The following is a 13,437-nucleotide window of genomic DNA, read 5'->3' as shown; positions in this document are numbered from 1 at the left end:
GCGCGCAGCGCCGACCCGAGAAACTCATGACGGTAAGACGCTAGCAGACGACCTCTCCGGCCTGAGATGCTCGGGTCAGGCCAGAGCATGACGCCTGCCTCAATTAGCCGCCACCGCCGCCGACCAGGGCGAGGCGGCGTCACTGATGCCTTCCTGCCCGTCCTGCCCGCTCCGCACCATGTTCGGGCAGGCGAAGTTGAGCGGCAGCACGCCATGCTCGACCACCGTCAGCGGGCCAGCCGCTGCCAGCGCATCGAGCGTGCCCTCCGGCAGGCGCGCGTCGGCGCTGGTGCCGTCGGGGCCGGAGACGTCGATGCGCGGCTGGTGGGCCGCATCCTCCAGGCTCATGCCGCTGTCGAGGGTGAAGGCCAGCATCTGGTAGACGCTTGCGAGAATGCGCCGCCCGCCGGAGGCGCCGGCGCCATGGCGGGGATAGCCGCCATCGGCAGGTGTCACCACCACCGGGCACATATTGCACAAGGGGCGGGCTCCCGGCGCGATGGCATTGGCGCTGCCCGGGCGCGGGTCGAACCACATCATGCCGTTATTCATCAGCACGCCGGTCTCGGGCAGGACGAGGCGGCTGCCCATCGAGGACAGCAGGGTCGTGGTCAGCGCGACGATGGTGCCCTCGCCGTCGACGACAGTGAGATGCGTGGTGCAGGTCTCGCCCGGCTCCTTCGCCATCTGTGCGGCACCGAGCCCCTCGAGCCGGCTGGCATAGGCCTCGCGCATCACCTGCGAAAGCCTGGCGAACCAGGCCGAGTCCGGCCCGCCCTCCGGCGGCGGACTTGCCGCCATGCCCTCGACCACCGCCTGCAGGGTCGGCGCCGCCGTCAAGCCGCCGGCCGTATGGATCCGGTGCGTGCCGCGCCAGTCGATCACCGGCGCCTCGCGCACGGTCGCGCGGCAATCGGCGAGATCCTGCGCATCGACAACGCCGCCAACTGCGGCGATGTCGGCTGCCAATCGCCTGGCGAGGTCGCCGCGATAGAAATCGTCGAGCCCGGCTTTGGCGAGGTGTTCCAGCGTCGCGCCGAGATTGCCGAGCGTCCGGAAGCCCGGCACGCCCTGATAAGGTGGCACCGGCGGCAGGCCGCCGGGCAGATAGATGCGCGCGCTCTCCTCATAGAGCCTGAGCACCGCGGCCGAGGAGGCGATCTTGAGCGTCGTGTACCAGTCCTGCGCCAGGCCGCGCTTGGCCAGGGCGATCGCGGGCTGAAGCAGCTCGGCAACGGGCATGCTCGTTCCGAATGTCTCCTTCAGCCTGGCGTAGCCGGCGACGGAAGACGGGACGCAGAACGACAGCGGCCCATGGATGTTGCGATCGCCTTCGACCTCCGGCCAGGCGAACAGGTCGAACTTCATCGCACCGGTCAGCGGGTAGTCGGCCGGATCGGCGCGGCGCGGCGCGACAGGGCCGAAATCGACGACCTGCGCCCGGCTCTCGCCGGCCTTGAGCACGACGCCGAAGCCGATACCGCCGAGTCCGCTGTTCCAGGGCTCGATCGCCGCCAAGGCGAAAGCGGTGGCGACTGCGGCGTCGGCAGCGTTGCCGCCGGCTTCGAGGATCGCCGCGCCGGCGGCGGCGGCCTCATGGTTCTGCGAGACGACGACGCCCTTGCGCCCGCGTGCCGACGGCTTGGCCAGGCTCCAGTTCTGGGTGCGGTAGGCAGGGGCGCGGCGCGGCTCGGTCGTCATTGGGCATGATCCGGTCTGATGGGGCTGCCATCGTGGCATGCCCCCATCGACGCGTCACTTGAGGATGCCTCAAGCCTGTCCCGCGGCCGGCGCCGGATCAGTGCGCCTGGCGCTCCTCGCCCGGGAGATGCACCACCGCCTTGATTGGCAGATGATCTGAGGCCAGCCGCGACAAATCGGTGTCGTGCAGCTGGACCTGCGTGATCGTCTCGGCGGGATAGGCGACGATGCGGTCGAGCGCCCAGATCGGGAAGCGCGCCGGGAAACTCGGGATCGCCGCCTGTAGCGGGCCGAATTTCGGCGCCAGCCCGTGCAGGCTCGATTTCTTGCCGATCCGCCATTCGTTGAGGTCGCCCATCAGGAAGATCGGCCGCCCATCCGTCGGCTTCGAAGCGTTGATTAGCGTCTCGACCTGGCGCGAGCGCGAATGGCGCAGCAGCCCGAGATGTGCCGCGACGACCCGGATCGGCGAGCCGCAGACGGTGAGATCAGCGATCAGCGCTCCGCGCGGCTCGACGCCGGGCAGGACAAGCTGCCGAGTCGCGGTGACCGCGCCATCCCGAAAGAGCACGACATTGCCGTGCCAGCCATGACCCTGCCAGGCGCTTTGCACCGGCACCGGCTTCAGGCCGGTGCGGCGTTCGAGGCGCGCGAGGTCGAGCAGCCCGGAGCGTTCGCCGAAGCGCTGGTCGGCCTCCTGCAGCGCCACGACATCGGCGTCGATCTGCCGGATCACCTCGATGATCCGGTCGGGATCGAAGCGGCGATCGCGGCCCACCGCCTTGTGGATGTTGTAGGAGGCGATCCTGAGTTCGGTCGCCGGCGGCGTGCTGGCGAACGCCGGCTGGCCAGTGGCTTCGCGCGTCCAGCTCGACATCTGCGGCGGCCGCAGCACCCTGATCCGGCGCAGGCCGCGCCCTTCGAATTCCAGCATCCGGCCGGCATCTCCACGAAGGCCCGCTCGATCGAACGGGCTCCAGCACAAGGGCTCTCAGCAAGAAGGCCCTTAGCAAGAGCCTTGCCATGATCAATTCCCCAAAGCGGCAACGGTTCGATCTGGATGGAACGAACGACTCGCGGAGATAGGGGTTATAGGAAAAACGGAGTTCCGGCAGTCGCTGAATGTCATTTCTCGAAGTCTTGATCGCGGCCCTTGCCTTGATCGCGCTGACCGCGGTGACGGCCGCCTATTCCTATGGCCGCTTCGCTCGCCACACCAGCGCTCCGCCGTCGCATGCGCTGTCGCCGGCCGATGCCGACACCGCGATCGACCGGGCGCTCGGCCCGCTGCTGACGGCCCATCCCGGACTCGACGGCCTCGTCCTGCTCTCGGAGGGCGCGCAAGCCTTTGCCGCACGGGCCCTCACCGCCCGCAGCGCCGGCCGGAGCCTCGACCTGCAATATTACTACTGGCGCAAGGATACCGCCGGCCGCCTGCTCATGCGCGAGATCGTCGCTGCGGCCGATCGCGGCGTGCGCGTCCGACTGCTGATCGACGACATCAACACTCGCGGCAACGATTCGAGCTATCTCCAGCTCGATGCGCATCCCGGCATCGAGGTCCGGCTGTTCAATCCGAGCCGGAACCGCGCGAACGGCATCCGCCGCGGCCTCGAGCTCGCCTTGCGCGCCTTCCGCGTGACGCGCCGCATGCACAACAAGGCCTGGATCGCCGATGGCCGCCTCGCCATCATCGGCGGCAGGAACATCGGCAACGCCTATTTCAACGCGGCGCAGACGAGCAACTTCCACGATCTCGACCTGCTCGTCGCCGGCGAGGCGGTCGCTCAGGCCGAGACGATCTTCGATCGCTTCTGGAACAGTCCGACCGCGGTCCCGATCGCCTCGCTCAGCCGCCCTATCGCCCGGCGCCTGCCGAGCCGTGCGATACCGCCGACGGCCCGAGACCGCGCCAATGTGGCCGCCTTGCCGCGCATCGTCGAAACGCTCGACGCGGACGCGGCGCTGGCCGAGGTCCTGGGCCGGCTGCGCTGGGTCGCCGAGGTCCAGATCCTCTCCGATCCGCCGGAGAAGGCCCTCGGCGCCGGAGCGGAGGGCTGGCTCGCCCGCCGGCTCTACCGGGCGATCGCCGAGACGCGGAGCGAACTGCAGATCACCTCGCCCTATTTCATCCCCGGCGAACGCGGTCTCAAGGCGCTCTCGGCCCTCGTCGCACGCGGCGCGAAGGTCACGGTCCTCACCAACTCGCTCGCCGCCACCGACGTCGTCGCCGTGCACGGCGCGTATGCCGGCTATCGCAAGCGCCTGCTGCAGCTCGGCGTCGAACTGTACGAACTGCGCCCGGAGCTCATGCCGGCGGGCGTCTCGCTCTTCGGCTCGAAGGGCGCGAGCCTCCATACCAAGGCCTTCACGGTCGACCGGCACACCGGCTTCATCGGCTCCTTCAATTTCGACCCGCGCTCGGTCTCGCTGAACACGGAAATGGGCGTGGTCGTCGTCGATGACGGCCTCGTCGCCCAGATGCGCGAGATCTTTGCACAGGAGACCGCGCCGCATTGCTCGTTCCGGCTCGGCCTCGATCGTGACCGCCTGTGCTGGCACGCAGGGTCGCAACGCGACGGCCATCTGCAGCAGGAGCCCGTAGCGGGTTTCGGACGCCGGCTTACGGCGGCCCTTGTCCGCTTCCTGCCGATCGAATCGCAATTGTGAAAGGTCCGCGCCAGCCGGGCACCATCACGCCAAGGCAGCCTGCTCGGTCTCGACCGGCTCGCCTGCTGCCGGATTGCGTACCAGCCGAGGTGCGATCGCGTCGAGCAGCGGCAGCGCCGCCGCGCCGAGCGCCGCCGTGAACTGGCCGGTCGTACCACGCTGGATGCGCGGGATGATGCGGCCATCACGCCTTGCGACGGAGAGCGGCAAGGGCTCGGCCGCCAAGATCAGCGCATCGATGACGGTGTCCGGCAGCCCGCCGCCGAGAATGATCGTCTCCGGATCGAACAGGTTCTCCAGCATGGCGAGCACCGGCGCGAGCAGCGGCCCGGCCTCGGCGATCCAGCCTGCGATCGCCGGGTGTCCTTCGGCGTGAAGCCTGGCGATGCTCGTCGCGTCGACCTCGGCGATTCCCTCCCGACGCAACCTGTCCTGCAACGCCGGCGGCGAGACGTAGCGTTCGAGGCACCCCTGGCGGCCGCAGATGCAAGGCGCGCCCTGCGGAACGGCCGGGACGTGGCCGAGTTCGCCGGCATTGCCATGGGCGCCGCGAAAGGGCTCTCCGCCTAGCATCAGCCCGAGGCCCAGGCCGAGCCCGAAATAGACCAGGCAGAAATGCCGGAGATTGCGGCCGACACCATAGAGATGCTCGCCGACCGCCGCCGCCGTCGCATCGTTCTCCACCGTCACCGAGGTCGCGAGCGCGGCGCTCATCAGGGCTGTTACGTCACGCCCGGTCCATCCGGGGAGAGCCGTGGAGCCGACGGTGATCGTGCCCTCGAAATCGAACGGGCCAGGCATGACGACGCCGCAGCCGAGCAGGCGTTCCGGCAGACCCCTCGTCGCTCGCGCTTGCTCGAGCTCGGCCGCCGCCAGCGCCTGCACCGCTTCAACCGAGAGATCCGGCAACGGCACGACGCGCCGGGCCCTGACCTCGCCGGTGAGGTCGACCAGCACGGTGGTGATGTGGTCGGCGGCGATCTCCAGGCCGGCGGTGACGCCGCCATCGGCATTGAGCGCGAACTCGACCGGCGGCTGACCGCGCGCCGTGCGCCGGCGGCCAAGCTCCACCAGAAAGCCTTCCTCCAGCAATTCGGCGACGATGTTGGAGACGGCTTGCGCCGTCAGCCGTGTCAGGCTGGCCATGTCGGAGCGGCCGAGCCGGCCATGCTGACGCAGCGTCTCGAGCACGACCCGCCGGTTATGGCGGCGCGCCCGCTCCGGATTGGTGCCGAGGGCGGCGCTGGGCGCGGCCGGGAGCTTGCGATGCGGCATGATGGGCAGCCTCTTTCGTGCCGCAGGCTGCGCTGGCCATTAATCAAACTCAAGTGAATTAATCTGTTGACAACAAGCAAGCTGCGGGAAAGCATGCCCGCCGAACGTCCGGCAGCCGGGAGCGAGCATGCGGGCGGGCGTCGCAACCAGACGGGGAGGAAGACCCATGCGCGGCTTTCGCGGACTAGTCCTGGGCATTGCCATGTCGATCGGCGCCATTGCCGGCGCGCGCGCCCAGGCCGTCGAGATCGAGTACTGGCAATATGTGTTCGACGCCCGCATCAAGGCGATGAACGAGCTGATCAAGCGCTTCGAGGCCGCCAATCCCGGCATCAAGGTCAAGCACACGACCTTCCCCTATGCCGACTACCAGACCAAGATCGCCGCCGCCGTCCCGGCCGGCCAGGGGCCGGACGTGGTCCAGCTCTATTATGGCTGGCTCGACAATTTCGTCGGCGCCAAGTTCATCCAGCCGCTGCCGCGCGACGCCTTCCCGCACGACGTGATCGAGAAGGAATTCTACCCCATCGTCCAGACGATGAAGCGCGACGGCGAGTATTACGGCCTGCCGACGGCGGTGCGCACGCTGGCGCTGTTCTATAATAAAAAGCTGTTCCAGGAGGCCGGGCTCGACCCGAACAAGCCGCCGCAGACGCTCGACGAGTATCTCGAGGCCGCCAAGAAGACGGTGAAGCGCGACGCTGCCGGCAACATGCTCTCGGCCGGCGCCGTGATCGACATGCCCGGCCAGGACCTGCACTGGTGGCGCGAGGTGCTGCTGCGCCAGATGGGGGGCAAGCCCTATTCCGACGACAACAAGACCGTCGCCTATGACAGCGAGGCCGGCGCCAAGGCGCTGAACTGGTATGCCGACCTGCAGCGCGTCCACAAGGTCGGCCAGGCCGGCTTCATGGACGAGGGCCAGGCTGCCTTCCGCGCCGGGCGCGCCGCGATGACGGTCGACGGCTCGTTCCGCCTCGGCGCCTTCGGCGGCATCAAGAACTTCGAATGGGGCGTCGCCGAGCTGCCGGCGAGCGCCGACGGCAAGCGCTCGAACTTCGCCAGCTACTGGGTCAACGCCATCACCGCCAAGCCGACCGGCGCCAAGCTCGAGGCGGCCAAGAAGTTCATGGCCTTCACCACCTCGCCGGAAGCGATGCAGGTCTGGCTCGACATGGTCGGCGAGCTCCCGGCCCGCAAGGCCGCGGCCGAGACAGAGAAGAACCTCGCCCACCCGATCTACGGCCCCTTCCTCAAGGCACTGAACTACTCGCAGGCGACGGTCTTCGTCGACGAATTGGCGCAGCGCCAGGTCGGGCTCGACATGGCCAACCGGGTGTTCATCCAGAACCAGGACGCCAAGGCCTCGCTGGCCGAGGCGGCCAAGGCCGAGCAGGCGATCCTCGACCGCTTCTACAAGAAGTGATGGCGCAGGACGCGATCGCGACAGCCTGAAGCATCCCGACACGGCAGGACGCGCCATGACCGCCGACACCGACGTCGCCCGCTCCGGCGGGCGCCTCTGGCAGGGCCTCACCTTGCAGCAGAAGCAGGTGGTCTGGGCCTGGGGCTTCCTTGCCGTGCCGATCCTGTTCTACGGCCTGATCCGCTTCTACCCGACGGTCGAGGGTTTCATCATCTCGACCACGAACTGGAACCTGATGAATTCGCCCTCCTATGTCGGGCTGGCGAACTTCAAGCGGCTGATGGCCGACCCGGTGTTCTGGCAGGTGTTCCGCAACACCTTCCTCTATCTGATCATCGGCACGCCGCTCAGCCTCGTGCTCGCCTTCACCATCGCCTACCATCTCGACCGCGTCCGCTTCATGCATGGCTTCATCCGGGCGCTGTACTTCCTGCCCTTCCTGACCACGGCGACGGCGATGGCCTGGGTCTGGCGCTGGTTCTACCAGCCGGTGCCGATCGGCCTGATCAACGACCTGCTCTCGTCCGTCGGCCTGCCGCAGCAGCCCTTCCTGCGCTCGACCACGCAGGCGCTGCCGGCAGTGCTGGCACCGGCGATCTGGGCCGGGCTCGGCTTCCAGGTCGTGATCTTCCTCGCCGGCCTGCGCGCCATCCCGACGACCTATTACGAAGCCGCCCGCATCGACGGCGTCTCCGACTTCGCCATCCTCAGGAAGATCACGCTGCCCCTACTCAAGCCGACGATCATCTTCCTCGTCGTCTTCTCCTCTATCGGCTTCCTGCGCATCTTCGACCAGGTCTACAACATGACCAGCGGCGATCCCGGCGGCCCGCTCAACGCGACCAAGCCGCTGGTTCTGATGATCTATCAGACCGCGTTCTCCTCCTTCGACATGGGCTATGCGGCAGCGCAGACCGTCGTGCTCTTCCTCGTCCTGCTCAGCATCTCGCTGGTGCAGCTGCGTCTGCTGAGGGACCGTTGATGACCGGCGCCGCCCTCTCCCCGCGCTTCGCCCCGGGGCGCGTCATCGCCTGGCTGCTGCTGCTCGCCGGCGGCCTCCTGATGCTGACGCCGCTGCTTTTCATGTTCTCGACCTCGCTGAAGGACTCGGCCGACATCTACGACCTCCGCCTGATTCCGGCGACGCCGACGCTCGACAACTACCGGACCGTGCTCTCGGACGGCCGCTTCCTGCGCTGGTTCTGGAATTCGCTGGCGATCGCGACGATCGTCACCCTGTCAAACGTCTTCTTCGACAGCCTGGTCGGCTACACGCTCGCCAAATTCCAGTTCCGCGGCCGCTATCTTGTCTTCCTGGCGATCCTCTCGACCCTGATGATCCCGACCGAGATGCTGGTCATCCCCTGGTACGTCATGGCCAAGAACTTCGGCTGGCTCGACAGCTACTGGGGCATCATGTTCCCGGGCATGATGACGGCCTTCGGCACCTTCCTCATGAAGCAGTTCTTCGAGACCGTGCCGACCGACTTCCTCGAAGCGGCGCGCGTCGACGGGCTCAACGAGTTCACGATCTTCTGGCGCATCGCCCTGCCGCTGGTCACGCCGGCGCTCTCGGCCCTGGCGATCTTCACCTTCCTGAGCAACTGGACCGCCTTCATCTGGCCGCTGATCGTCACGACCAGCAAGGAACTCTACACGCTCCCGGTCGGGCTAGCCTCCTTCGCGGTCGAATCGCAGATCCAGTGGGAGCTGATCATGACCGGCGCCGCGCTCGCGACGCTGCCGACGCTCGCCATCTTCCTGCTGCTGCAGCGCTACATCGTCCGCGGCGTCGTGCTCGCCGGGCTCAAGGGATGAACACGATGACCGCCCATACCGATCCGCGCACGACCGATAAGTCCGTCTTCCCCGATCCGGTCTACAAGGAGACGGTGCTGCGCCCGCTCTTCGACGCGGTGAAGACGCATCATGTCGCGGGTTTCCGCGCCGTCGACCGCGCCCATCTCGTCATGCTGGCCGAGACTGGCATCCTGTCGCGCGAGACGGCATCCGGCATCGCCCGCGCCCTGAGCGAGATCGAGCGAGAGATCGACCCGGCGACGCTGAGCTATACCGGCGAGGTCGAGGATTATTTCTTCCTGGTCGAGGCCGAGCTACGCAAGCGCCTGAAGCCCGACGACAATGGCCGCCTGCACACCGGCCGCTCGCGCAACGACATCGAGCACACCTTGTTCAAGCTGGCGCTGAAGCCGAGGCTCGACAGGCTCGCGGCGCAGCTGCGCGCCCTGATCGCGGCGGCGCTGACGCTGGCCGAGCGCGAGAAGGAAACCCTGATCGTCGCCTATACGCATGGCCAGCCGGCCCAGCCCTCGACGCTCGGGCATTACCTCTCCGCCGCGATCGAGGTGATGCTGCGCGACCACCAGCGCCTGATGCAGGCGCGCGAGCTCATCGATCTCTGCCCGCTCGGGGCCGCCGCGATCACGACCTCCGGCTTCCCGCTCGACCGTCACCGCACCGCCCATCTCCTCGGTTTCAAGGCGCCGCTGCAGAATTCCTATGGCTGCATCGCCGCGGTCGATTACGTCACCGGCGTCTTCGGCGCGGTCGAGCTGGTCTTCCTGCATCTCGGCCGGCTGATCCAGGACCTCCAGTTCTGGACCGCCTTCGAGGTCGGGCAGGTCTATGTGCCCAATGCTTTCGTGCAGATCTCATCGATCATGCCGCAGAAGCGCAATCCGGTGCCGATCGAGCATCTGCGCCACCTCGCCTCGCAGAGCGTCAGTCGCGCCCGCATGGTCCGCGACATCGTCCACAACACGCCGTTCACCGACATGAACGACTCGGAGGGCGAGACCCAGGAAGCCGGCTACCAGACCTTCGAGAGCGGCGGACGCGTGCTCGACCTGCTCGCGGCGCTGCTGCCGGCGCTCTCGGTCGACAGCCGCCGCGTCGCCGAGACGATCCGGCGCTCCTGCATCACCATCACCGAGCTCGCCGACACGCTGGTGCGCCAGGAAGGGCTCTCCTTCCGTGCAGCGCACGAGGTCGCCTCCGCCGTGGCGCGTGCGGTCGTCGCTGCAGATGGCGACCTGCCGCGCGACGGCTACGCGCCTTTCGCCGACGCCTTCCGCCATGCCGCCGGCCGCGAGCCTGCTCTCAGCCGCGAGGACTTCGCCATCGCCGTCTCGCCGGAGAACTTCGTCGCCCTGCGCGAGCGCTTCGGCGGGCCGGGGCCGAAGGCGCTCGGCGAGGCCCTCGCCGGCTATCGCGCCGAACTCGCCACAGCCGAGGATGCCGCCACCGCGATCGCCAGGCGCGAGGAGGCAGCTCGCCGCGAACTGGACGCCGCCTTCACCGCCCTCGCAGGAGCCGCCTGATGGCCGGGATCGCGATCGACAAGCTGGTCAAGCGCTACGGCACGACGCAGGTCGTGCACGGCATCGACCTCGACATCCAGGACGGCGAGTTCGTCGTCTTCGTCGGCCCCTCCGGCTGCGGCAAGTCGACGACCCTGCGCATGATCGCCGGGCTCGAGGAGATCAACGACGGCACGATTTCGATCGGCGGCCGCGTCGTGAACCGGCTCGAGCCGAAAGAGCGGAACATCGCCATGGTGTTCCAGAACTATGCGATCTACCCGCATATGAGCGTCGCCGAAAACATCGCCTTCGGCCTCTACACCTCCCAGCTCGACAAGGCAGCCAAGCGCAAGCGCGTCGAGGAGGTCGCCGAGGTGCTCGGCCTGACCAAGCTGCTGGAGCGCCGGCCCTCCGCCCTCTCCGGCGGCCAGCGCCAGCGCGTCGCCATCGGCCGCGCCATGGTGCGCAACCCCGCCGTCTTCCTGTTCGACGAGCCGCTCTCCAATCTCGATGCGCAATTGCGCGCGCAGATGCGGCTCGAGATCAAGCGCCTGCACCAGCGGCTGGGGACCACCATCGTCTTCGTCACCCATGACCAGGTCGAGGCGATGACGCTGGCCGACCGGATCGTGGTGATGCGCGACGGCCATATCCTCCAGGTCGGCGCGCCGATGGAGCTCTACGAGAAGCCGGCCGATGTCTTCACCGCCCGCTTCATCGGCTCGCCGACGATGAACATCATGCCGGCGAAAGCGACCGAAGGCACGCTGCAGCTCGGGGAGACGCCGATGGCTTGGCCTGCCGCGCTCCCGGCCGATGTGCTCGTCGGCGTCCGGCCGCAGGAACTGCGCGTGCTGGGCGAGGGCGAAGCCGCCGATCTCACCCTCGCCGGCACGGTGGCCGTGGTCGAGCCGCTGGGGCCCGAGACCTTCGTCCATGTCGAGGCCGAGGGCAGCTTGCTGCTCGCCTCGGCCCCGGCCAAGCATCCGCCCGCCGTCGGCAGCGCCGTCCGGCTCGGCGCCTCGGCCGCGGGCTTGCGCCTGTTCGACGCCAAGAGCGAGCGCGCTCTGTGACCTCGCGGCGGTCACGACCGGACGGGCTCGTCCTCAGCACCGGCCGGCTCTATTGCGACCTCGTCTTCCGCGGGCTCACGGCAATGCCGCACCTCGGCGAGGAGCGCTTCGCCGACGATCTCGCGATCGTGCCCGGAGGCGGCGGCTTCATCACCGCAGCCCATCTTGTCGGGCTGGGCCGGCCTGCCGCCTTGCTGGCGCGCCTCGGCGAAGACCCGCTCTCGCAATCGCTCCTGCCGGCTCTCGCGCGCAGCGGCGTCGAGCTCGGCTTCCTGGAGCGCGCTCTTGACGCCGGGCCGCAACTCACCGTCGCGATGGTGCAGGATGGCGAGCGCGCCTTCCTCTCGCGCCGCGCCGGATCGGCTCGCCCGGCGACGATGCCCGCCGCGCTCGGCGATGTCCGCGTGGCCCATCTCCATATCGCCGAATTCGCGACCTTGGCCGAGATCCCGCATCTGGTCACCGATGCCAGGCATCACGGCCTCACCGTCTCGCTCGACCCGAGCTGGGACGATGCGCTAATCCGCTCTCCCGATCTCGTCGCACTCTGCAACGGCGTCGACATCTTCCTGCCGAACGCCTCCGAAGCGCGTGCGATCGCCGATTGCGACGATCTCGACACGGCTGGCCGGCGGCTCGCCCAGCACTTCGCACTGGTCGTGATCAAGGATGGCGGCGACGGCGCCCGCCTTTACGAAGGGCGAGAGAGCCTCGCGCTTCCAGCTGCGCCCTGCGAGGGCGTGCTCGACACCACCGGCGCGGGCGATGCCTTCAACGCCGGCTTCCTCGCGGCCTGGCTCGGTGGGAGCTCCCTCGAACGCGCCCTCGCCGAAGGTATCGCCTGTGGTACGCTCTCGGTCCAGAGTGTCGGCGGCGCCGGCCATGAGCTCGATCCGCGCCAGGTCGCCGCTGTCGCCGACCAACTGCTTGAAGAGCCTCTGCGCCGCCATGGTTGAAGCCCTGCTCACTCGCGAGGCGGCCGAAGCCGCCGCCGTCGCACGCCGCCAGCGCGCGGAAAATGGCGCAATCATCGCCGATCTCGTCACACGCCTGCGCATCAAGCGCCCGGCCTTCGTCGCGACCTGCGCGCGTGGCTCCTCCGACCATGCCGCGAGCTATGGCAAATACCTGATCGAGCGCACGCTCGGCCTGCCCGTCGCCTCGCTCGGCCCCAGCCTCGCCTCGGTCTATGGCGGTGAGCTCGACCTCTCTCGCGCCGTGTTCATCGCCGCCTCGCAATCCGGCCGCAGCCCCGATGCCCTGCTGCTGACCGAGGCGGCGAAGCGGGCCGGAGCGCTCGTCGTCGGCTTCGTCAACGACGAAGCCTCGCCCCTCGCCGGCATGGTCGACGTGATCGTACCGCTGCGGGCCGGGACAGAACGGAGCGTCGCCGCGACCAAGAGCTTCCTCGCCACCTGCCTCGCCTTCCTGCATCTCGCGGCGGAATGGGCGCAGGACGAAGCCCTGTACGCCGCCCTGGCAAAGGCACCCGCGGCCTTCGATGCCGCCGGGCGCTGCAACTGGACGCCGGCCCTGCTCTCCTGGCGCGAGGCCAGCAGCCTCTATGTGATCGGCCGGGGGTTGTCCTTCGGCATCGCCCAGGAGATCGCGCTCAAGTTCAAGGAAACCTGCCGGATCCATGCCGAGGCCTTCAGCGCCGCAGAGGTGCTGCACGGGCCGCTCGCTCTGGTCGGACAGGGGTTCCCGGCGCTGGCGCTCGATCCCGGCGACGAAGGCAGCGAGAGCGTGCGCGCCGCGGCCACGGCCTTCTCTAGCCTTGGTGCCGATCTGGCCTATGCCGGCGGCGGCGCGGGACAGAATCTGCCTCTGCCGCCGGACTTGCCGACCGCCTTGCTGCCTCTGGCGCAGGTTCGCGCCTTCTATGGCGCGCTCGCGACGCTCGCTGAAAGCCGCGGCCTCGATCCCGACCGCCCGCCTCACCTCTCCAAGGTGACGCGGACGGTCTGAT

At 68.5% G+C, this 13,437-nt stretch carries 11 protein-coding genes; 8 read left to right on the top strand and 3 right to left on the bottom strand.

Annotation, left to right across the window (positions count from 1 at the left end):
* Positions 1-99: 99 nt before the first annotated feature.
* Both V7S63_RS20345 and V7S63_RS20340 read right to left on the bottom strand, forming a co-directional pair.
* Positions 100-1,701 carry a gamma-glutamyltransferase gene (locus V7S63_RS20345; RefSeq protein ID WP_336531539.1) on the bottom strand — a complete coding sequence of 534 codons (1,602 nt, stop codon included), beginning with the start codon at positions 1,699-1,701 and terminating at the stop codon, positions 100-102.
* 97 nt (positions 1,702-1,798) lie between these two features.
* The gene (locus V7S63_RS20340; RefSeq protein ID WP_244543791.1) at positions 1,799-2,635 is read right to left on the bottom strand and encodes an endonuclease/exonuclease/phosphatase family protein; all 837 of its coding nucleotides are present in this window, start codon (positions 2,633-2,635) and stop codon (positions 1,799-1,801) included.
* Between the two features lie 188 nt (positions 2,636-2,823).
* On the opposite strand from V7S63_RS20340, the gene V7S63_RS20335 reads away from it, so the two are divergent.
* Entirely contained in the window at positions 2,824-4,371 is a 1,548-nt protein-coding gene (locus tag V7S63_RS20335; RefSeq protein ID WP_336531538.1) for a phospholipase D-like domain-containing protein, read from the top strand.
* Between the two features lie 24 nt (positions 4,372-4,395).
* Here V7S63_RS20335 and V7S63_RS20330 read toward each other — a convergent pair whose 3' ends face one another.
* Complete coding sequence (locus V7S63_RS20330; protein ID WP_336531537.1) at positions 4,396-5,646, bottom strand: ROK family transcriptional regulator; 1,251 nt, start codon at positions 5,644-5,646, stop codon at positions 4,396-4,398.
* Positions 5,647-5,812: 166 nt separating this feature from the next.
* On the opposite strand from V7S63_RS20330, the gene V7S63_RS20325 reads away from it, so the two are divergent.
* Genes V7S63_RS20325 through V7S63_RS20295 form a run of 7 tightly spaced genes read left to right on the top strand, consistent with a single transcriptional unit; the run spans position 5,813 to position 13,436 of the window.
* On the top strand, positions 5,813-7,072 hold the full coding sequence (locus V7S63_RS20325; protein WP_427362120.1) for an extracellular solute-binding protein: 1,260 nt from the start codon (positions 5,813-5,815) through the stop codon (positions 7,070-7,072).
* A gap of 55 nt (positions 7,073-7,127) precedes the next feature.
* The gene (locus tag V7S63_RS20320) at positions 7,128-8,054 is read left to right on the top strand and encodes a carbohydrate ABC transporter permease (RefSeq protein WP_336531536.1); all 927 of its coding nucleotides are present in this window, start codon (positions 7,128-7,130) and stop codon (positions 8,052-8,054) included.
* Positions 8,054-8,890, top strand: a complete 837-nt coding sequence (locus tag V7S63_RS20315) for a carbohydrate ABC transporter permease (RefSeq protein ID WP_336531535.1) — start codon at positions 8,054-8,056, stop codon at positions 8,888-8,890. Before V7S63_RS20320 ends, V7S63_RS20315 begins: the two co-directional genes overlap by 1 nt.
* Before the next feature lie 5 nt (positions 8,891-8,895).
* Positions 8,896-10,413: an argininosuccinate lyase gene (argH, locus tag V7S63_RS20310; protein WP_336531534.1), complete on the top strand. Its 1,518-nt coding sequence runs from the start codon at positions 8,896-8,898 to the stop codon at positions 10,411-10,413.
* The gene (locus V7S63_RS20305) at positions 10,413-11,468 is read left to right on the top strand and encodes an ABC transporter ATP-binding protein (protein ID WP_336531533.1); all 1,056 of its coding nucleotides are present in this window, start codon (positions 10,413-10,415) and stop codon (positions 11,466-11,468) included. Before argH ends, V7S63_RS20305 begins: the two co-directional genes overlap by 1 nt.
* The gene (locus V7S63_RS20300; protein ID WP_336531532.1) at positions 11,465-12,424 is read left to right on the top strand and encodes a carbohydrate kinase family protein; all 960 of its coding nucleotides are present in this window, start codon (positions 11,465-11,467) and stop codon (positions 12,422-12,424) included. The genes V7S63_RS20305 and V7S63_RS20300 overlap by 4 nt, the downstream gene beginning before the upstream one ends.
* Complete coding sequence (locus V7S63_RS20295; protein WP_336531531.1) at positions 12,417-13,436, top strand: SIS domain-containing protein; 1,020 nt, start codon at positions 12,417-12,419, stop codon at positions 13,434-13,436. The genes V7S63_RS20300 and V7S63_RS20295 overlap by 8 nt, the downstream gene beginning before the upstream one ends.
* The last annotated feature ends 1 nt before the right edge of the window (position 13,437 follow it).

This window comes from Allobosea sp. CCNWLY174, assembly GCF_037120455.1.
Classification (GTDB): domain Bacteria; phylum Pseudomonadota; class Alphaproteobacteria; order Rhizobiales; family Beijerinckiaceae; genus Allobosea; species Allobosea lupini.
The sequence above is the reverse complement of the archived record's forward strand: the minus strand, read 5'-3'. Positions and strand labels throughout refer to the sequence as shown.

Bases quoted from the DNA above. Each gene is read 5' to 3' on its own strand.
- argH (WP_336531534.1), top strand. From the start codon at position 8,896: ATGACCGCCCATACCGATCCGCGCACGACCGATAAGTCCGTCTTCCCC.
- V7S63_RS20325 (WP_427362120.1), top strand. From the start codon at position 5,813: ATGCGCGGCTTTCGCGGACTAGTCCTGGGCATTGCCATGTCGATCGGC.
- V7S63_RS20345 (WP_336531539.1), bottom strand. From the start codon at position 1,701: ATGACGACCGAGCCGCGCCGCGCCCCTGCCTACCGCACCCAGAACTGG.
- V7S63_RS20315 (WP_336531535.1), top strand. From the start codon at position 8,054: ATGACCGGCGCCGCCCTCTCCCCGCGCTTCGCCCCGGGGCGCGTCATC.
- V7S63_RS20335 (WP_336531538.1), top strand. From the start codon at position 2,824: ATGTCATTTCTCGAAGTCTTGATCGCGGCCCTTGCCTTGATCGCGCTG.
- V7S63_RS20295 (WP_336531531.1), top strand. From the start codon at position 12,417: ATGGTTGAAGCCCTGCTCACTCGCGAGGCGGCCGAAGCCGCCGCCGTC.
- V7S63_RS20320 (WP_336531536.1), top strand. From the start codon at position 7,128: ATGACCGCCGACACCGACGTCGCCCGCTCCGGCGGGCGCCTCTGGCAG.
- V7S63_RS20340 (WP_244543791.1), bottom strand. From the start codon at position 2,635: ATGCTGGAATTCGAAGGGCGCGGCCTGCGCCGGATCAGGGTGCTGCGG.
- V7S63_RS20305 (WP_336531533.1), top strand. From the start codon at position 10,413: ATGGCCGGGATCGCGATCGACAAGCTGGTCAAGCGCTACGGCACGACG.
- V7S63_RS20330 (WP_336531537.1), bottom strand. From the start codon at position 5,646: ATGCCGCATCGCAAGCTCCCGGCCGCGCCCAGCGCCGCCCTCGGCACC.